The organism is Streptomyces sp. NPDC048436 (assembly GCF_043200355.1).
Taxonomy (GTDB): domain Bacteria; phylum Actinomycetota; class Actinomycetes; order Streptomycetales; family Streptomycetaceae; genus Streptomyces.
This window is the reverse complement of the sequence record NZ_JBICXP010000011.1, coordinates 63,515-84,008: the sequence shown is the minus strand read 5'-3', so window position 1 is coordinate 84,008 and position 20,494 is coordinate 63,515. Positions and strand designations below refer to the sequence as shown.

7 protein-coding genes are annotated in these 20,494 nt (G+C 72.0%); 3 read left to right on the top strand and 4 right to left on the bottom strand.

All coding sequences use genetic code 11. The features are described 5' to 3' along the window. Nucleotides 1–40: 40 nt before the first annotated feature. A complete protein-coding gene (locus ACGFX9_RS30685) occupies nucleotides 41–619 on the top strand; it encodes a TetR/AcrR family transcriptional regulator (protein WP_393479866.1) in 579 nt (192 codons plus the stop codon). A gap of 125 nt (nucleotides 620–744) precedes the next feature. Here the strand turns inward: ACGFX9_RS30685 and ACGFX9_RS30680 are convergent, their stop codons facing one another. Continuing rightward, a complete protein-coding gene (locus ACGFX9_RS30680; RefSeq protein WP_393479863.1) occupies nucleotides 745–1,206 on the bottom strand; it encodes a hypothetical protein in 462 nt (153 codons plus the stop codon). A 264-nt stretch (nucleotides 1,207–1,470) separates the two neighbouring features. On the opposite strand from ACGFX9_RS30680, the gene ACGFX9_RS30675 reads away from it, so the two are divergent. Beyond that, the gene (locus ACGFX9_RS30675) at nucleotides 1,471–3,063 is read left to right on the top strand and encodes a translation initiation factor 2 (protein ID WP_393479859.1); all 1,593 of its coding nucleotides are present in this window, start codon (nucleotides 1,471–1,473) and stop codon (nucleotides 3,061–3,063) included. An 8-nt stretch (nucleotides 3,064–3,071) separates the two neighbouring features. Here the strand turns inward: ACGFX9_RS30675 and ACGFX9_RS30670 are convergent, their stop codons facing one another. Then, on the bottom strand, nucleotides 3,072–5,084 hold the full coding sequence (locus ACGFX9_RS30670; RefSeq protein WP_393479853.1) for a tetratricopeptide repeat protein: 2,013 nt from the start codon (nucleotides 5,082–5,084) through the stop codon (nucleotides 3,072–3,074). Nucleotides 5,085–5,779: 695 nt separating this feature from the next. Between ACGFX9_RS30670 and ACGFX9_RS30665 the strand changes: the two genes are divergently transcribed. After that, nucleotides 5,780–6,103 carry a MerR family transcriptional regulator gene (locus ACGFX9_RS30665; RefSeq protein ID WP_393479847.1) on the top strand — a complete coding sequence of 108 codons (324 nt, stop codon included), beginning with the start codon at nucleotides 5,780–5,782 and terminating at the stop codon, nucleotides 6,101–6,103. A 15-nt stretch (nucleotides 6,104–6,118) separates the two neighbouring features. Here the strand turns inward: ACGFX9_RS30665 and ACGFX9_RS30660 are convergent, their stop codons facing one another. After that, nucleotides 6,119–7,036 carry an NADP-dependent oxidoreductase gene (locus tag ACGFX9_RS30660; protein ID WP_393479843.1) on the bottom strand — a complete coding sequence of 306 codons (918 nt, stop codon included), beginning with the start codon at nucleotides 7,034–7,036 and terminating at the stop codon, nucleotides 6,119–6,121. A 167-nt stretch (nucleotides 7,037–7,203) separates the two neighbouring features. Then, nucleotides 7,204–20,487, bottom strand: coding sequence for a hypothetical protein (locus tag ACGFX9_RS30655; RefSeq protein WP_393479838.1), 13,284 nt, complete (start codon nucleotides 20,485–20,487; stop codon nucleotides 7,204–7,206). Nucleotides 20,488–20,494 lie beyond the last annotated feature (7 nt).

Here is a 20,494-nt window from a genome sequence, read left to right as displayed (position 1 = left end):
CTACTGCCGCTCGCTTGTCTAGCGATGCTAGGATCGAATCATGTCGGTACAGGAACGCAAGCAGCGCGAACGGGCGGAGCGCGAGCGCCTCATCGTGGCGACAGCCCGCGAACTCGCAGAGCAGCAGGGCTGGGACGCGGTCACCACCCGTCGGCTCGCCGAGCGCATCGAATACAGCCAGCCCGTCCTTTACAGCCACTTCCGCGGGAAACGGGAGATCATCGGCGCCGTCGCCCTCGATGGCGCCGCCGAGATGGCAGTGGCGGTGCGGGCCGCGGCCTCCACGGCGAACAGCCCGCGCGAGCGGGTCGCCGCCCTCGCCCGCGCCTACCTCGACTTCGCCGCACGCAACCCGGCTGTCTACGACGCCTTGTTCCAGCTCGACGGCGGCCTGGCCTTCGCGGACGAGGACACCCCGGAACCTCTCAAGGACGCCTTCGCCGCGCTCCTCGAGAGCCTGGGCGAGGTCGCCGGGGAAGGCGTCGCCCCGGGGCTGTTCACCGAGGTGTTCTGGGCGTCCCTGCACGGCCTGGCGACCCTGACCCGGGCGGGACGGCTACCGCCGGAGGACATCGAACCGAGGGTGGAGCTGCTGGTGGACCGACTCGCCATGACCTGACACACCATTCCGCCGGGCACGCGGCGTGAGCCGAGCCGCTGACGCCGTGGCCCCTCGCCTGTCCACGCTGCCGTGCGTGAGCACGACGCGGGCCCTGGCCCAAAGACCCCCCGGCCAGTTCCGTTTCAGCCCTCGGGCCCACTCACCTCCGCCCTCGCAACCGAGATGAAGGCCTCCCTCGCACGCTGCAGCTCATCCGGCCCCTCGTGCCGACGCAGAGAGTCGACGAGACGGCGCGCCGCTTCAGTAACCTCTGCCGGGCCCGCCAGGGCCACCGCACTCAACGCTGTGTACAACAGCAGTTCGTCATCGCTGTGCCCATGGCCCGTCCGCTCGGCGAGCAGGCGGCTCTCCGCGGCTGCCAGGAATTCGGCGTACGTCTGACGCCGCAGATCATGAACACGTCGCCCGGCCTCCGCCCCGAGCGTCATCCGAACCGACGCGAGCAGCGCCTCCGCCTGCCGGTCCCCCGCGTGACGAGCCGCTTCGGCCTGGCGGATCCCGGCGGCTCGGCCGTACCAGCCCGTGACGACGCTGCCGGCCACCGCCGATCCCGCGGCGATCAGCGCAACTCCCCACTCGCTCATATCGCTCCCCTCCCGGGCCCCTGCCCCTCGCCCAGTTCCCGATGAACGCCCGACGGTAGGATCGGATCATGTCGCCGGACGACGCACAAGAACCACCTCCGATCTGCGAAAACGACTTCGCCGCCCCACCATCCCCCCTAGAATTGAGAATTAGCGGGCGACGGGCGACGGGCGACGGGCGACGGGCGACGGGCGACGGGCGACGGGCAGAGGACCGTGCTCCTTGCCGCGCGGTCAGCAGTAGCGCTCTATCGCCTGCTCGACGTGATTCCCACCCTGTCCGGTGACGACCGGATCACCCGCCTCTTCACTCTGCTTCCCGGCTCGGACTTCGGCGCCGACGCGCTGTCCGTCATCGAGGCCGTAGGCGGCCGGACCGTACCTTGGAGCGAAGCCCAGGAACACACCTTCGACCTGGTCATCGCTGCGAGCCCCAAGGGAGAGCTGGGACAGCTGCGCGGCGCGCATGTCCTCCTGCCACACGGAGCGGGGTTCAACAAATCCATTCCGTACGAGGGTTCGGCGGACTCGGCATCCGGCCTCGACCCGACGTACCTGCGCCGATCCGACGACGCCACACCGATCGCTCTGCACGTGCTGGCCCACTCCGACCAGATCGCCCGCCTCACCGCGGTGGCCCCGCAGGCGGCGCGTAACGCGAAGGTCATCGGCGACCCCACTGTGGAACGCGTCCTCGCCTCGCGCTCGCGCCGCGACCTCTACCGCGCCGCGCTTGGCACAGGCTCTCGCACTCTCCTCGCCCTCACTTCCACCTGGGGACCCGAGTCCCTGATCCGGCGACGCCCTGGCCTTCCCGCACAGCTCGCCGCTCAACTCCCCCAAGACGAATACCAGTTGGCACTCATCGTCCATCCCAACGAGTGGAGCAGGCTGGGTTCGTACGAGATGACACAGCGGCTCGAACCCGCCCTCGCCGCAGGAATGCTCCTGCCACGCCCTCGTGACGAGTGGGCGTCCGTCCTGATCGCCGCCGACGCCCTGGTCACCGATCACGGTTCAACGGCGCTGTACTACGCGGCCGCGGGCGACAGACCCGTCATCTCCGCGTGCCGGGGCGGCGATGAACTGATCCACGGCAGCCCCATGGACGTACTCCTGAACGGCATACCGGAGTTGGGTCCGGCCGAGGAAACCGAGGACGCTCTCCGGGCCTACCGGCCGGGGCTCGCGCATGCGGCCGCCCGGGCCGCCTTCAGCCACCAGGGCGACGCCCTTCGACGGCTGCGCGCCGAGCTGTACTCCCTGCTCGACCTCGCCCCGCCCGCCTTCCACAGCCCCGGCCGGCCGCTGCCTCCCCCCGCACCGCCTGCCCGCGCTCCCTCCGCGTTCGACGTGCACGCCGAGTTCACCGCCGAAGGGATCCACATCACGCGCCATCCCGCCGGAATGGGCACGCCGGGGCATCACCTCGCCGTGGAGTACGGCATGGCGGGCGAGCAACTCGCGCGCTCTGCCGGCCTGTTGTACCGCCGCCCGCTCGGCCACCCCGTCCAAGGCGCTGACCTGGCATGGACCTTCGACGGGTGGGCTCGGCACACTCTGTCCGAATACCCGGGCTGTCGCACTGTCGCGGCCATCCTCGCCCCTGGACGATGCCTGCTGCGCGTGCGTGGTCACGACCGGCCGTACGCCGTCGAAGTCGATCCCCTTCCCGAGAACGGCCGCAACGCGCACGTGGACCCGGCCACCGCCACCTCGGCCGTGCACGCCTGGCTGAGCTCCCACGAAGTCCGGTCGGCGGCCGAGGCGGCGCTGCTGACGTGCGTGATCGGTGAGCGGGCCTTACCTGTTCGCCTGCGCCCGGCAACGGCCGAGGAAACCCAGCAAGAGATCTAGGAGAGCGGCTAGGCCAGGCCGTTGCGCCGCCGAATCCCGCGTGCGGCCTCGCGGTGCTCCTCCGCATCCCCGGGCCGCCCGTCCTCGGCGGCCAGGTCGGCCATCGCATCATGCACACGTGCCTGGTCGAACCCGGAGCCCCGGCCTCGCGCGCCCTCGAGAGCCTCCTCGTACAGGCGCTGCGCCTCGGTGAGCCTGCCGAGTCGCCTCAGTACGCCGGCCAGCGCGAACCCGGTTCGCTGCGTCATCCGCTCACGACGCTGCTCGCGGGCCGCCAGGTGCGCCTCGGCCAGCAGACGATGCGCGGCCTCTGTCTCACCGAGCCGCGCGGTGGCCTCGCCCATCCGGTAGGTCTGCAGCATGACGCCGTACGGGTTGGGGATCGCGCGATGTACGTCGCGGGAATCGGCGAAGTCGCCCACTGCTGCCGCCCAGTGTCCGCGCGCTCCCTTGAGCATCCCCTGAAACTCGATCACCGACGCGGCGAGCTTGCGGTCCCGTTCCGTCGCGCCCAGCAGCCGCGCGGCCGCCGCGGCGGCGTCGAGCTGGTCCCCGGCTTCGGCGAACTCGCCCGACTCCCAAAGCGGCCGGGCGAGTTGGCACCGCGTGCGCACGATCCAGGCCGCGCTGCCGCCGTGGCGGACCGCGGCATCGACGGCGAGCCGGACCACTTCAACAACCTCGGCCTGGCCGGGATGGTCCAGGGCAAGTGTCCATACGGGCTCCGACATGGCCACGGCCTCCGCGTCCATGCCGAGCGCGTGGGCGAGGCGAACACAGCCGAACAGGGCATGCCGTTCTTCGAACAGCCACTGGGTCGCGCGTTCGACGGCCGCGGTGCGGGATACGTCGTCGGGCGCCGCCCGCGGATCCGGCAGGGCCACGTCGGGGGCGTCCGCCTCGACGCCGATACGGTCCGTCACCACCAGACGAGGCCCGGCGGCGAAGAGATCGGCCCGTTGGGCCTGCCGGACGTACCAGCGCAGCACCCGGATCTGTGCCTCTCTTACCTCGCCCGCCCCCGCATCGCAGCGCGACCTGCGCAGGGCATGCGCATGTAAGGGCCCGGGCAGACGCATGCGGCCTTCCCCGCCACCGGGCACCGCGCGCAGATCCAGCACTCCGGCCCGGTCCAACTCTTCGAGCGCCTCCTGACAGGCGTCCGGCCCAAGCCCCAGCAGAGCCGTGGCCGAATCCAACGTGAAGGACGCCACCGGGTGGTGGGGCAACAGCCGGTACAGCCGTGCCGCCACGTCGGACAGGGCGTTGTACGCCGCGTCCCAGACACGCTCGACGCCCGGCACTCCCTTCTCGTCCCACTCCCCTCGCAGTTCCGGGACCAGACGGGACAGCGCCCGCAGTCGGTGCGAGCGGATCCAGCGGCCCGCGACGTGCAAGGCAGCGGGTAGGCCGTCACACAGGCTCACCAGTGCACGTACCGCCGCCGGGTCGGCGGCGAGCCGGTCGTCGCGGACAATCAACCCCAACAGTTCGGTCGCCGCCTGCTCCACCAGCGGCCTCAGCTGCAGATCGACCGCGGCGCCGTCCTCCAGGTCGTACAGCGGGCCGTGACTCGCGACGATCACCAGGCTCGCGCCCGAGGCCGGGAGCAGAGGGACGATCTCCGAGGCGTACCGGGCGTTGTCGACGATCAGCACCAGCTTCAGATCCGCCGTCCTGCGCCAGTACTGCCTGCAACGCGACTGGAACTGCCGGGCCACCAGGCCGGATTCCACATCGAGGGACTGCAGGAGCTGCGCCAGCACATCGCCGGGATCGAGCACGCCGTCCAGCCGGAAGTCGTCGAGGTCGACCGACAGCACCCCATCGGAGTACCGGTCACGCACGGTCCGGGCGATCAGATACGCCAGCTCCGACTTGCCGAGCCCCGCCGGTCCGCTCAACGACACGACCAGCGGCCGGGAGCGGCCCCGCCATTCCTCCACCGCGCGCAGCGCCCGCTCACGCTCGTCGTGACGGTTGACGAAGTGCACCGGCTCCGGCGGAAGTTCAACCCTCATGCGCTCCCTCTCAGTTCCGTCACCCAGGCCCGCTGACCCGACGTCATATGCGGCTCGGGGCGCTGCCGCAAGGTCAACTGCCCTCACCATCAGGCACTTTACAAGCCGCGGCCACCCCTGTCCCTGCCCCTGCCACCGCTCGGAGCCGACTACCTCACTGTCGAACACCCGAAAATCTATGGTGGCTGGAGTAGACATTGGGTGGTGGTGTGGTTATGGTTTCTCTCGTAGCCGAGATCGAGCAGGGCCCGGCAGAGATGAACTGCCGGGCAGCAGTACCCGCAAGTGCAGTTGCAGGACGGTGCGGTGGTGGAGTTTCGAAGCCAGAGCAGTTGCAGGACGGCGACGGGACTGACGACCGGACCGGGTGGCCCGCAGTGATCAGGGGCCACCACGAGCAGTACAGGTTCGACAGGTAACTGGTTCAGAGGGAAAGAACGGAGGAGCCAGGCGCCATCAGGATCGCCCGGGCGGAAGTCTTGGGCCCGGGTACCGCAGGACATCGATAGTGAGGTGGTCTCCGGTCAAGCAACCGCGATCCCCGCAACCCCGGCAGCAGTTCGGTCGGGTCGGCGGAAACAGAAGGCCGACGCAGGACAAGGGTCGGCAGATGGTGTAGCAGTTCCTTCGGGGCCCGGGTGCGGATACAGCACCCGGGCCCCTCCACGCGTTCCACAGAGAACAGAAGAGGTGCGATGACAGCAGACGACTCGTTCGGCCGTCTCGATGACGACGACTACCCCGCCTACACCATGGGCCGAGCCGCCGAAATACTCGGCACCACCCAAGGCTTCCTCCGTGCCATCGGCGAAGCCCGCCTCATCACCCCACTGCGCTCCCCGGGCGGACACCGCCGCTACTCCCGCTACCAACTGCGCATCGCCGCCCGCGCCCGCGAACTCGTCGACCAAGGCACCCCCATCGAAGCCGCCTGCCGCATCGTCATCCTCGAAGACCAACTCCAAGAAGCACAGCGCATCAACGCCGAACACCACCGCGCCGGCCAAGCGGCGCACTGACCGCAGCAGCCGGGGCTAGGGGCGGAGCACGATCTTGCCGTGGGTGTGCTGCTGCTCCAGCTCCTGGAACGCGTCTCGCACCTGGTCCAGTGGATAGGTGCGGGCGATCGGCACCTCCAGCCGGCCACGCTCGGCGAGCCGGGCCAACTGGCCGAGCACGACCGCGCACGCCGCCGCGCCTTCTCCGTGGGTCTGCGCACCGACCTTGGCCGCGGCCTGCCAGTCGCGGATCGTGTTGATCCGCTCGGGCCGCACGCCCAGCTCCACCGCCAGCGCCACGTAGCCGTCGCCGAACGTGTCGATGAACGCGTCGACTTTCCCGCCCGACACCTGTCGGATCCGATCGGCTGCACCCGGCCCGTACTCGACCGGAAGAACGCCGTGATCCTTCAGCCAGGCGTGGTTCCGTTCGCTCGCCAGCCCGATCACCGTGGCTCCGTGGCGCCGCGCGAGCTGCACGGCGAGCGATCCGACGCCGCCTGCCGCACCGGAGACGACGACCGTGTCGTCGGGTCCGGGGTCCACCGCGAACACGGTGGCGTAGGCGGTCGTGCCGGCCACGTACAGCGATCCGGCCACGTCCCATGCCAGACCCGCCGGGCGGGAGACCAGATTCACGTCGTCGACCACGACGAACTGCGCATGGCTGGCCCGCCGATGGGTGAAGCCCAGAACCTCGTCCCCCACCTGGAAACCGCGCACCTGCGGGCCGGCTTCCACCACGACCCCTGCCAGATCGCTGCCCTGCCCGGAGGGGAACGCCGCCGGCCAGCGTTTGTGCAGCGCGCCCATGCGGATATGTGCCTCGCCGGGCTGGATCCCGGCCGCGCGGACCTCGACCAGCACCTGCCCAGGACCGGGCACCGGCCGTTCCACCTCCTCCACCCGCAGCACATCGATCCCGCCGTACTCGTGAAATCGCACTGCCTGCATCGCGTGATCACCGCAATTCGTCGTCCGGACAAGGCTCGGACGGTCACATGCCGGAGAGCGTCGGCGGCGGACCGTGCCACCGCATTCAAAGGTTCAGGCACGGGCTCCGTATTCCCCCACCAGTAGGATCCCGGGCGTGAGCTTGCCTCGCCGATGTTGGCGCCGGTCTATCCCTGCGTGAGGGGTCGCTGGATGCTGTCGCCACGGTTGTTCGTTCCGACAGCGGCGGCCAGTGCGGCGAAGTCTCCCAGGACGCCGAACCGTCCCTTGTCGGCGGGCAGCAGGGCGCGGACGGGACTGTCCTGGGCGAGGTGCTCAGCCAACTGGGCTTTGTAGGCGTTGTAGACCCTTGCCGTGTAGCTGGGGTCCGTGATCGCCCTCGCCCGGTGGTCGTTGGTGACCGCGATGGAGGCAAGGTCCATCAGATAGGTGTCGATCAGGTCGGTGACGTCCTTGGCCTTGGCGCCCGCCACGCCCACCCGCGCGTGCTGCGCGAGCACCCCTGCCATCTCCACAACGATGTCGCGGTAGATGCCGTGCCGGAGGGTGTGCGGGAAGGCTGCCATCACATGGTCCTCCTGGCCCGCGCCCTCGGTGTTCATGAAACGCGGCGTCTTCAAGGTCTCCAGTCCCGGCACCAGCAGCGGCATGCCCCGGTACAACTCCTCCTCCTCAGGGATCTTCGCATTGCGGGAGGCCAGGGGATGCAGACCGATCTCATGGGCCAGCATCCCCATGATGTAACCGATGTCGTACTTCTCGAAGTAGTAACTCGCCAGCGCGATCTCAACGCCCCGCTCGCCGAAGTCACGTACATCGGCCGGTGTCTCGGTCGTCCGCACATGCAACGTGATCCGGACAGGACGGCCATCGACATAGTCCTTGATGGTGCCGTGCTCATCGAGCAACTCGATGATCCGGATCGCCTTGTCCAGATACCTCTCCGTCTGATTCAAATTGGTGAACTCGAAATTCCCCAACTTGAAAGGACGAAGAACCGGCTCCGGCACTGCGGGCACGGCGGGCACCGCATCCGAACCGAGGGCGGCGTCCGAGTCCGCGCCGGTGCCGGACAGCGTGCTCAGCTCGTACGCCTCCTGTGTCTCCGGCCCCTTCGGCGCGGGCCCCTTCTGCTCGGGAGCCTTCGGCGCGGGTGCCGGGGTGCGCGGGAGCAGGGGGACGAAGTCGCCGCCGCGGCGGCGGAGCCGGAGGTGGGGGCTGTCGGGGGACGGACCGGGATAGGTGTGGACGGTGCCGTTCTCGTCGACCAGGGTCACGGTGGTGGCGGTCGCCGCTGCCGCCCACTCGGACACGGCGCGGTCCGCGTCAGGGCCCCACGGGGCCTCGGCGAGGTGGCGGCGCAGGTGGCCGTCGTGGGCCTCCTGGCTCGGCGCGGGCATGCCCGGGCGCGGCCGGAGGGGCGGGGGTGTGAAGAGCGAGTCGCGTTCTGCCGGGTCGCCCGGAAGGCCGTTCAGGCGCATCAGCTGGGCAGGTGACGCCCCGGCACGGTTGCGCAGCCGCCCCATCTCGTTGCGGTCAAGTCCCGGCTGCTCCGCCGCCCGGCGCAAGGTCGTGGACAGCGCGCCGAAGAAGCCGTTGCCGCGGCCGGTGGGTGTGCCCTGGGTGTAGGTGGCGCCGTCGGGTGCGGTGAGAACGCCGTCGCGGTCGAGGCGGTAGCGGGGGCCGGTGCTGTCGCCGGGCGGGAGCCAGGGCGGGGTGGCGTGGCTGCGGTGCGCGGGCGGCTTCGGGGTCTGCCGCTCCGGTGCCGGGCTCGTGGAGTCGGTGCCCGAAGTCCCGGTCTCCGTACCGGATCCGGTGGCGGTCGTCGGGGCAGGCAGCGGGGTGGCGGCCGGGGGTGGCGTGCCGGGCGGGAGCGCGGCGGAGAAGAAGCCGCCGGTGGCGAAGAGGACCGGGTCGGCGGCCGGGTCGACGGTGGCCGGGTCGGTGCCGTGCGGGAGGAAGAGCTGCTCGCGGCCCTCGCCGGTCACCACGGTGAGCGGGGTGCCCAGGACGCGGGCGGCGAGAGCGGGCAGCAGGTCGGCTCCCCCGTGGTCGCCCGCTCGGCGCTCGGGCGGGGCGGATTCGCCGTCCGGGTGCTGTGTGTCGTTCGGCGCGGACTCGCCGGCGGAAGGCTCGCTCGCGAAGGGGCGGGACAGAGCGGCGGTGGCAAGCGCGACCCGCTGCGCGGGGGTGGGCCAGAAGGTCTGCGGGAGCCGGCCGAACGCGTCGAACTCGGCCTGTTGGGCGGGGGTGAACTCCACCCCCGCGGCGTCGAGTTCGTCCTGCGTGAAGGTGTCCGCGGCGTCCAGGGCGAGAGCGTCGAGCAGGTCCTCGTTACCGTCCTCGCCCAACTCCCAGGCGAGGCAGTCGCGGGCGGCCCCGATGGCTTCTTCGGTGACCGCCGGGTCATGGGGGGCGTTCGCGAACCGGCCGGCGAGCTCGGTGCCGAGCAGGTGGGGCAGCCGGCCCCGGTCGGCGGCGGCGAGCAGCGCGTGGAAGAACGAGGCGCCGTCGTGCGGCATGTCGTGCACCTCTCGCACCGTCGTGCCGTCCGGCGATGTGATGGTGCGCGGGGCGGAATCGGTCCCGTCGGTGACGACGTACGGCTCGGGCGCCTCGGAGCGCCAGGTGGGCTCGGCGTACTCCTGCGGCCGGTCCGGCACCGGGACGAAGGCCGAGCCCTGGTAGTGGGCCGTGAGGCGGGATGCGGCGAGGTGCAGCCGGTGGTGGTCATCGGCGGCGGCGTCGGTGCGCTGCTCCCAGCGGTGGACCTCCTGGCGGGCGGCCTGCCAGGCGATGAGGGCCGGGGACCAGACCGCGTCCTGCGGCAGGTCGGCCGGCGGGCCGGAGTTGTCGTCACCGAGCGCGTCCTGCTCCTGTGCGCTCAGGTCGAGCCACGTCTCCCGGGCCCTCGCCCGGGCGTCGTAGTAGCCCTTCTCGGCCTCGGCGAGGTCGGCCGCCGCCTTGGCCTGGTCGTCCCAGGCCGCGACGGCCTCGTCGGTGAACGTGGTGTCGTCCAGGAGGCCGTGGTCGCGTGCGATGTCCTCGCGCAGCCAGACCAGGGCGATGGTCTCGGCCTCGGCGGCGCGTGGCCCGCGCCTGGCCTTGCCGAGCGTGCGCAACGGTCGGCTGTCGGTGGCCCGGTGGTCGACTTCGGCCACGGACAGCCAGCTCACGGGCAGCGCGAAGAGCATGCTCCGGTCGGTGACGACCTTGATGTGGTCGCCGAGGGTGGTGTCCGCGGCGCCCTTGAGCGTGGTGCCGTCGTTCGTGCCGCCGATCGGGACCGTGGCGCCCGGGTTGGTGAGGCCGGCGTTGCTGTTGCCCGCCAGTGGGGCGGTGCCCACCGCGCCCTCGACGTTGTCGGTGATGCCGGCCTCCAGTGCGTCGGAGGTCTTCGCCCGTTGCATGGCCTCCATGCGCGGTTTGTTCTCCACGGCGAGCAGCCGGGCGCCGCGGCGGTGCATCTTCGCGTACATGCGGGAGTCGGCGGTGTGGGACTGACCGAAGAGGCGGGCGGAGGCCTGGGCGGGCAGCGGTGAGCCGCCGGCGCCCAGCGCCTCGCGGAAGCCGGCGGTCAGGCCGCCCTGCGTGGTGGCCTCTTGCTGGGCCTGGGCGGGCGCGGTGCCGACGCCGGTGAGCGGAGTGAGGCGGGCCATGCGTACGCGCGCGTCGAGGGTCGTGCCGGTGTGCCGCTTGCCGAGGTCGCCGTCACCGGAGCCGTCGGCGCGGGCGGTGGCGAGGGTCAGGGCGTCCCGCACGTTGGCCGCGCCGCGGATGTCCACGGCGAGGATGCCGGAACCGATCCGGTCGTCGAAGGGCAGGACGTCCGGGTCGGCGCCGCCGGTGCCGTCCCCGGCGGAGGTGCGCCAGGCGGCGATGGACTCCGGGCGGGCCTGAGCGGCGGTCAGCATCCGCACCGCGCGCTCGGGTTGGGGCACGTCCTGCTCGGTGAGCGCGCCGTCGGCGCCGTCGCCGTCCGGGGTGAGCAGGCTCACCGGGAGGATCTCGTGGAGGCTGCCGACAGGAGCGGCGGCGACATGGGGGGCGAGCGGATCACCGGTCGCGTCGGTCATGGTGACGGTCAGGGTGTAGCTCGTGACGATCTCGGCGTGCGCCTGGGTGGTGGCGATGTTCGGCATCGCGGTGGTGCCGGCGGTCTGCGTCCCTACGCTCGACCGTTGCTTGGCCGCGGTGCCCTGGAGCGAGGGATTGGCGACGAGAATGCCGCTGTCCGCCGCACGCTGGCCCCCGCTGAGCGTCACGTCGGCGCCGCGGTCCTGGGAGGTGCTGTCGGCGTCGTCGCGGGCGATGTTGCGGTAGTCCTCCAGCTCGAAACCGGTACGCAGCCTGTCCACGGTGGTGGTGACCGGGGTCAGCTTGAACCGGAGCTGTCCGGGGCTGCCGCCGACCGGCAGGTTGAACGGGTCGGACCAGGCGCGGTAGCGGACCGGCAGGGTCATCCCGTCGGTCGTCAGCTCATGCTGGTGGGCGCGGAGGAAGTCCGGGGAGAGCCGCTGCAGGACCTGCTCCCGGTCGTGCGAGGGCACCCCGATCTTCTCCAGCTGCCCCATCAGCTGCTGGGCCGCGGGGCCGGCGTCGAGCTGGCCGGTGGGGTGGGTGGGGAAGCGGCGGCTGCGCAGGTAGGGGGGCACCCGGTAGCCGCCGCCGAGGTTGTGCGGGGTGGTGGTGCCCAGGCCGTCCGGGGCGAGCCCGGCCTCGATCACGTCCTGCATCGGCAGGTGGAACATCACCGCGTCGCGGATGCGCTGGAGCGCGGCGGCGGCCCGGCGCGGGGCGAGGCTTTCACCGAGGCGTCCGGAGAGCCGTCCTGCGGCGGAGCTGATACGGGCCCCGGCGCGGGTGCCCACCGCGCCCATCGCGGCTGTCCAGCGGTCCCGCACCGCCACGGTCTCGGCGGTGTCGGCGACCACCAGGTACATCCGCCCCGCGTAGGAGAGGGTGGTGCTGCGTCCCCGGGTGAGGGTCTGCGAGACGCTGCGGCCCTTGCCCCAGGCGTACTGCAGGGCGGCCGAGTAGGAGCCGACCACCGCCTGTTGCCCCGGGGCCTGTTGTAGCGGCATGTCGGCGCCCTGCAACCCGACGGTGGTGTGCGAGACGCTGCTCGCGCCGCCCATGACGCGGTGCTCGTTGCCGATGGTGGCTTCGAGACTGGCCGGCTTCGGGTCGCTCTTGACCCGGAAGTTGCCCAGTTCGCCGCGGACCGCCGCCTTGAGGTAGTGGGTCCGGAACGGTCCTGCCCCGTTGAGTCCGGCGACGCGGGATCCGAACGGGCCCAGGTACTGGCCGAGTTGACCGGCCACACTGAGGTTCGCCATCGCCCGGCGCAGCGCGGTGCGCACGGGGGCGCCGGGCGCGCTGACGTGCCAGGAGGTGCCCGAGGCGCGGTCGGCGGTGTCCTGCACGAGCTGCTGGCGCTGCGGGCCGCCCTCGGCGCTGAGCACCACGTGCGGGACGCTCAGCAGCTTGTGGGCGAGTTGCCGGTCGGGCGAGTCCGTCCTGGGCAGCGGGCGGGTGCCGTCGAGGAGTTGGTCCGCCTCGGTCGAGGAGAGCTGCCGCGGTGCGGCCGGGGCCGTGGTCGCCGGTGCCGTACCCGCGGGCGGCGGGTCGGCGGGGGCGTGGCGCTCGGAGCCGTGCGCGACGGGCACGGCCAGCTCCACCCGGCCCACGGTCTCGTGGCCCCGGGTGAACAGCGGCCTTTCCTCGACCTTGCTGACGAAGACACCCGCGCCGAGCAGGCCGACCGAGGCGAGCCGGGCCCAGCCGCGCGGGCGGCGGTGCCCCTCGAAGGAGGCGCTCAACTCGACCTCGTAGCTGTAGAGGTCGGCGCCGGTCTGGAACATCAGGTGGTCGTGGGTGACCGCGACCGTGTTCCTGGTCGCCTTCTGGTCGGTCCTGGCGTGCCGGACGCCGACTGCCACGTTGCCGGCCTGGCGCGGCAGCCCGGCCTCGGGCACCTTGTTGTGGTCGCGCGGCGAGATGCCCAGCTCGACACCGCCGGAGAGGGTGGTGGACGCCTGCTGCCCTTGACCCGACACCTCGGTGCCGATCACCCCGTTGCGCAGCGAGCGTTCGCTCATCGTGCTCTCGAACTGCCGGTCGGTGAGGCGCGCCCGCAGGATGAGCGTGTGGTGACCGCGGCGCACCTTGCCGTCCTCGGTCAGGGTGACAGGCACTCCGGTGGTGGACAGGTCGTCCAGGCTCTGCGCGAGGCTGGGCCGGTTCAACGCCTCGCGCACCTGGCGGTCGTTGTGCAGCGCGGTCCGCATTCGCCCGTCGCCGTACCAGAACTTGGCCAGCCGCGGGTGCCGCAGCATCGACGGCGGGACGAACAGCGAGGGGTAGGAGCTGTGCAGCGTGTCCAGGACCGAGTCCGCGAAGGCGCGCATGGGGTCCTGGGGGGCGGACTGCTGGTTCTGCGGCTGGGACTGCTGGGACTGCTGGATCTGGGGTTGAGGTTGAGTCTGCGCCTGGGGCTGCGGGCGGATGGCGCGGAAGCCCTCGGCTCGGACCTGGCCGCTCAGGTGGACCGGGTCCTCCCGGGTGAGGTACCACGGCACCGGCGGCTCGGCGTCCGGGTCGGGGCCCGCCTGGCCGGGCGTGCGGCTGTCCCAGCCCGCGAGGCGGCGCGCGTCCTGGGTGGAGATCCAGTCCAGGCTGACCACCCGGACCGGCCGGGCCGCCGACGGCAGCTCGCCGGGCTTGCGCACCATCAGGGTTCGCTCCACCCGGTAGAGCGCGACCGGGTGATTGCGGACGCGGCCGGTGGTCTTCCGGGCCGCGTCGGTGCCGAGGTAGTGGCCGCGCCCGGTGGTGAGGTCCGCGCGGACCAGCGGGCCGCCTTGGATGCGTACGTCGGTCTCGCCACCGGCAAGGGTGTAGTTCGGCCCGGCGGTGACCTGGAGGCCCAGGCGGGTGTCACGGACGTGGCCACGCTCGTTCTGGTACGTGGTCTGGGTGAGCTCGCGCACCTCCGCCTTGACCGACTCGGTGACCAGTGTGGCCCGGTGCGGCACCGAACGCTCCACGATCAGGTGCCCCAGCGGGTGCTGTCCGCTGCCCCGGGTCAGCTCGGGCCCGGTGACCGGCCCGGCGAACCTGCCGAACAGGGCGAGCAGCCGCGTCGGCCGGACGTACGAGACCAGGGTGCGGTGCGCCGAACTCCCGGGCCGTGCTCCAAAGACGGCGAGCGCCATGTCCTCCGGCGGGTCCGTCAGGTGCAGTCCGGTGGTGTCGGTGATCCGCGGCTCGATCCCGTCCGGGAAGGTGAGCGTCTCCGGTGCCCGCCGGGGACCCTTGTAGGGCACGGTGAGGTCGTCCGGCAGCCGCCAGCTCAGCCCGTCGCGCATCGCGAACTCCGCGGTGTGCACCTGGGAACGCTGCCAACCAGGCCTTGATACAGGCGAGTTGGCCCGAACGTCGGGCGCGGTGCTCCGGCCGGGCCGGTCGTCCGGGCCGGTCGTCTTCGGCGCCTCGGTGACGCGGTCCACCCGCACCCGGTAGTGGACGTCGTCCAGGTGCAGGTGCGAGCCCTCCCAGTTGCGCCACTCGGACTGGTTGTACGCCTGCGTCCCCTGGGCATAGTCGGTCCTGCGGGTCCAGCCCAGCGAAAAGCCGATCTTCAGCAGCCAGTTGAGCGGCGGGCCCATGCCAAGGCCCCCCGCGATCCGTCGCCCGAAGCCGACGCTGCGCCCGCCGCCCGTACCGGCCTGGCCTCGTCGCATGGTGTCGATCCGGACGGTGGCGCCGTCCACGTTCGCGAAGCGTTCCCAGCGGTGGTACGGGATGGCCTCGACCGTCATCTCATGGCCGACCCCGGACTTCTCACGGCCCACGAATCGCGCGCCGCGCGGGGCGGTGAAGGCGCCGGGCTGCTCGGTCAGCAGGCGCAGCAGCTCCGCCTCGTCGAACTGGGCGCGCAGCTTGTCCGGAAGCTTGCTCAGGATCTCGTCGGCCACCTGCTCGGGCGAGCGCAGGGTGGTCTTGCCCGGGCCGGTGAAGAGGCCGGTCGGACGACTCCGCGCGGTCCCGTCGGTCCGGCCGCCCGAGGCGGCGTCGACCGGGTCGACGTCCGGGCTGATCAGGACCGTGGGCAGTCGACTGCCGTCCTCGAAGGCGACGGTGTGCGGTACCGGGCCCGGCGGCCGTGCGTCCTGCCCGGTCAGCAGCCTTGCCGGGCGGTGCCGTTCGAGCTGGGTCTCCAGCGGTACCGGGTCGCCTCGGTCGGGGGCCTCGGCGTCGGGTTCGTCGAGGCTCGCGATTCCGCCCATGCCGCGCAGCCACTCCCCGAAGGGGTCGGAGCCGTCCGGGTCCGGGGCGGTGGGGGCAGGGTCAGCCGGGTCCTGGGTGGTGGCCGGGTCCGGCGTCGGGGTGAGCGGGGCCGAGGCCGGGACCAGCGCGTCGAAGTGGTCCGTGCCGTTGTAGGCCAGGTGCAGCGCGCCGCCCTGGCCGGCCGGGTTGAGGGTGTTGACGAAGGTGCTCCCCGGCGCCTGCCGGTCGGGCTGGACGAGCCGCAGGTCGAGGTCGAGGGTGTGCGCAAGGGCCTCAGGAAGCAGGTCGGCGAAGGGCGAGGCCCACAGCGCGGGGAGCTCGGCCGCCGAGGCAACGAGCTTCCCGGCGCCGAGGCGCCACGCGTCGGCCGGGGTGGGCGCCACGTCGGCGAGGTGCGGGTAGTCGCTCTCCCGGAGGATCCGCTGCCACTCGCCGGCATCGCCGTCGCTGACGACGTCCTGCGCGACCTGGTTCCAGAGCTGGGTGATCCGGCTCCGCTCGGCCGGGTCCCGCACCCCGGCGACGGCGCGCATCCGCAGGTCGTCCACCACGGTGAACACCGGGTCAGGGAACGCCATGGCCGCGGTGTCGCCCAGTTCGGTCCCGGTGATCCGGTCGCTCAGCAGACGGCGCAGACCGGCGACGTTCCGCGCGGCCCACGGCGGCGGTACGTCCTGGCTGCGCGCGCTGTCGAGCAGCGACCGGAAGAGGCAGTTCCCGCCACCCGGGGTGTCGAGACGCCGGAAGGCCAGGCCGTCAGCGTGAAAGGTGTCCGCGGTGGTGCCGGGCGCGTCCTTGCTGAGGAGGGTCGTATCCTCGGCGAGGCTCTCCGGACGGCTCGACGCGGGCGTCAGGTCGGGCCTGCGGCGGGCGAGTTCGGCGGTGCCCTCGGAGCTCAGACCCAGCTCGGACAGTGGCAGCGGGGCGTTGGAGAGCGACCAGGTGATCTGCGCGGAGGGCGCGTAGGCGAGACCCCGCACGTCCTCCGGCGAGACCAGGGTGGTCGGCGGGAGCGTGGGCGGTGGTGGGGGCAGCAAAGCGTCGAGCGTGGTGCCGGACCCTGCGGTGCCACGCAACTCGCCTGCGGCGCGCAGGAATTCGGTGTACTGCTCGGTGGTGGGATCGGCGGCCGGATCGGTGGTGGTGCCCGTCGCACCTGCCCGGTCGACGACCATCCGGCGCAGCAGGTCCGGGGTCATCCGGCCGTCGCCGTAGCGGGCAGCGGTGTCCGGGCTGAGCCAGCGCAGGCCGTCCACGAAGGCGAGGCCGGCGAGCAACGCCCGGTTCTCGGGGCGCTGTTCGGCGTCGGGGCCGAGGGTTTCGCGGAGGGTGCGGACCTGTTGGAGGGTGCGGGCCCTGGCGAAGGCGTCGGCCGGTTCCGGTCCCGTGTGCAGGCCGGCGTCGCGCGCGAGCACGTCCAGGTCGCCGCCGCTGGGCTCCGGGGTGAAGAGCCGCCAGCGCCCCGGTCCGTCCGGGCCCTCGGTGAGCACCGCGCGGACATCGCCGTCCCTGTCCCGGGCCGTGCCCACCTCGGTGGTGGGCGCGTACACCGGCCGCCCGGTACGGTTCGCCACGTGCTGCGCCACCGGCAGCCCCGCGACCTCCGGCTGCCGTCCCGTCTCGCAGGAGAACAGCACCAGCGGCCGGTCCTGATCACCCTCCCCCGACCAGGACTTGAGCACCTCGCCGAGCTGCACACCGCTGACCTTCACGGTGGGGCGCGCCGCGTCCTCGGTACCGAGGGTGACGGTACGAGAGGTGCCGTGCCCCGCGAAGTAGTCGGCGCCCCGTTCTGAGCCCGAGCCGGGCAGGGCGGCAGGCGGCCCGGTGAACACGGTACGGCGGGCGGGCGGGCCCACCGTGACCCCCGGAGACGGATCGGATGATGTGGTGCGCACGCCGCGGAAGGTGTCCTGGCCCAGCAGCGCGCGACGCCCCGCACCGTGCGCCGTACCGTCCTCGGACGCGCTCTGCGAGATGGTCAACGTCTGTACGGCACGCCCTGGTTGAGGCTTGACGGTCGCGTCCGGCACCCAGCGCCGCAGCTGCGCGACGGGCACCGCGTGGCCGTCCAGGGGGGTCACGACCGGCTCGCCGGCGGGCCGCGTGGAGCCGTCCACGTCGTCGGCGGCATCGCCGCTGTTCGCGGGCCGCACGACGATCCGCGCCGCCGGTGGCAGCGTGGCCGCGTCCCGCGTGGTGGGCGGCGGGGGCGGGGTGCCGCCGTCGGCTCGGCCCGACTCCAGGTGCAGGTCGGTGGCGGTCTCGGTCCAGGGTCGTGACAGGGTGGCGAGCTTGGCCGAGGCGGGGGCGGGGGTGCTGATGGCAGTGACGTTCGGGCCGCCTCTCTTTCCATCCAAGGGAGTTGGCGCCTCCGAGACGACCTTCGGGCGCGCGGGAGGGGCGGTGGCGATCGTGTCGCCGCCGGTCGTCGCGGTGCTCTGCGTGCCGGGCCCTCCCTTGGCGGAGGGGACCGGCCCGAGGGCGTCGGCGAGCGGCAGCAGGACGTCCGCGCCGGGGAACGCGGCATCCGGTGTGTTCACGGCGATGGGTGGCCCGGTGAGCGGGCGGACCCGGACCGGGGCGCCCGGCGGCCCCTCACGGGTCAGCTCTACGGCAGCGCGTACCGGGCGTCCCGCCTCGCCCTGCGCGACCGCGGGACCGAGTACGACGACCCGGTCGACCCCGGCCCCGTCCAGCAACTCCGCCGCCTCGGGCGCCCCTTCGCCCGGCGGCGGCACCTCCGAGACCACGATCGTCAACGGCACCGGCTGAGTGGGCGAGAGGCGTCCGGCACCTGGGGCGGGGCCGGCCTTCGCGTCGCCCGGGCCGCTGCTGTCGCGTACGTCACCGACCTCGCGTGCCTCGCCCGTGTCGGCGTACGAGCCGGTGGTGTTCACCTTCGCCGGAGCGCCGGCGGCGTCGGCGGCATCCGGGAGGAGAGCGCCCTCGGCGGAGTCCGGTGCACCGATGTTCCCGGCCGGTGCGATGGTCTCCGGAGGCGGGGTGTTCTCCAGGGGCTGCGAGGTATGCGGGGCGTTGTCGGCCGAACTCTGCGAGCCGTCCACCTGGGCCGTACCGGCCGGGGTACGGGCGCCCTGGGGCTGCCCGGTGGAGGGCGCGGGGGTGCTGCCCACGGCCGGGGCACCACCCGGCAGGGCGCCGGTGCCCGCGCCGGGTGGTGCGGAGTTGGCGGGGCCGGGCGTGGTGGAGGCGGCGGGGTTCTGGGAGGCTTCGGGGCCTCCGGTGTCTTGTACCGGGACGTCGGTCGTGACGTCAGCCGGGCGGTTGCCCTGCTCGTCGCCGACCTCGCCCGGGGTGGACCGGACGTCGTTCTCCGGGGCGTCCACGACCGGGGTCTCCGGGGCGGTTGTGACCGGAGTGTCCACCGTGAGCGGGGTGTCCACCGTGACCGGGGTGCCGAAGCCGCCCAGGGCCCGGCGGACCTCGTCGGTGTCGATCTGTCCGGCGGGGCTGTTCCCGGCGGGCACCACCCTGACCTCGGGCAGCTGCGACAGGTTGCCGTGCAGGCTGTCGCGGACGCCGATCTCGGCGCTGCCAGGTGGCTGAGAGCCACGCAGGGCGGCGAGGTCGTGCAGGGCTTGCTCGCGGGCCTCGGCGGGGCCCTGGTGGACCTGCTGCCACAGCGCGTTCTCGGCGGCGGTCACGGGCAGCGGGCCCGGCGAGTAGGACGGCGGGGGCAGGGTGGTGTACGGCGGCGGGCTCTCGACGGAGTAGGGCGGGGGCGACTGGCTGTCGGTGAATTCCCCTTGCCCGGTGTTCTGTTGGGTGGCCGGTGGAGGCGAGGTGAGTGCGGATCCCGCACCGCCCGAGGTGCCCCGCCCCGAAGGACCGTCGCCCTCACGAGAGTTCTCGGAGCCGCCCGGGTTCCGCGTGTCGGAGTCGGAGGGAGCGCCGGAGACGGTGGGCGGCTGATCGCGCATGTTGTCGATGGCGTTGCGCAGTTCGGCGCCGGTGTTCACCGCGGAGTCGCTGAGCGTCGACTCGACCTGGCTGCTGATGCCCGCGCCGACGAAGGTGGACCAGCTGGTGGACCAATCGCCGTCGAAGGCCCCCTTGATCAGGATCTCCGCCAGCGCTTCGCCGGAGCCGGCCGCGATGAAGTCGGCCGTCCCCTTGATCCCGTAGTGACCGGCCAGGGCACCCGGCCGACCGGAGTTGTTGAGCAGCAGGTTGTTGTTCCGCCACAGGTTGGGATTGTTGAGGAAGGAAAGGGGGTTGTTCGTGAGGTTGGGGCCGTTCCCGTACGGGGTGGGGCCGGGCTTCGGTGTGGGGCCAGGGGCGGGGTCGGGGTTCGGCCTGGGGTCCGGGCCGTTGTTCTTGAGGTCGGGTTCCGGAGTGTTCGAGATGTTGGAGGTGTTCGAGGTGTTCGAGGTGTTCGGCCCGCCGGGGTTGTTCTTGAAGTCGCGGTCCGGGCCGTTCTTGAGGAAGTTGTTGTCGTAGCTGTCGACGATGTTCTTCGCGAAGCCGTTGAAGATGCTGGTGAGGCCACCCGCGGCGGCGCCGAACGCCGCTGACTTGAGGATGTCGTTCCAGTCGAAGCCGTCGGGACGGCGGTCGTTCGGCGCGAAGTTCATCATCGCGAGGCGCACCGCGAAGGTGGTGAACGCCTCGGCGAACGCCTCGGTCAGCGAGGGAGCGATGTGCAGCCTCTGGAGCAGGTGGCTGAGCGTGGTGAGGATCATAAACCGGCTGCGCAGCTTGGCCATCATGATCTGACTCGCCGACGCACCCCCGGTGAAGAAGGACATCGCCAGATAGATGGCGATCTCGATGAGCAACCGGATGACTTCGGCGATGACCTGCCACTTGGACTCCATGATGTCCATGGAGATCTTGCGGCGGCCTTCGGCGATCTTCTCTAGCTGATCGGCGAAGTCGCGCAGGTAGTTCTTGCCGCCGTCGTCGATGAGCATGCCCATCGCCTTGGCGTACGACTTGGCCAGGTCGTCCGGCATGGACTCCGCGATGTCGTGGACCGACTTGTCGATCAGCGCGGAGACCCTGTCGAGCTTCCGGCCAAGGCCGGAGTATGGCTGCCGGCTCTCGTAGGCGAGGTCCTCGTCGGCGTCGATGAGCTTCTCCCCGGTGAGGATGAAGATCATCGCGTTGACCTCGGGCGAGACGTGAATGCTCATCGCGGGC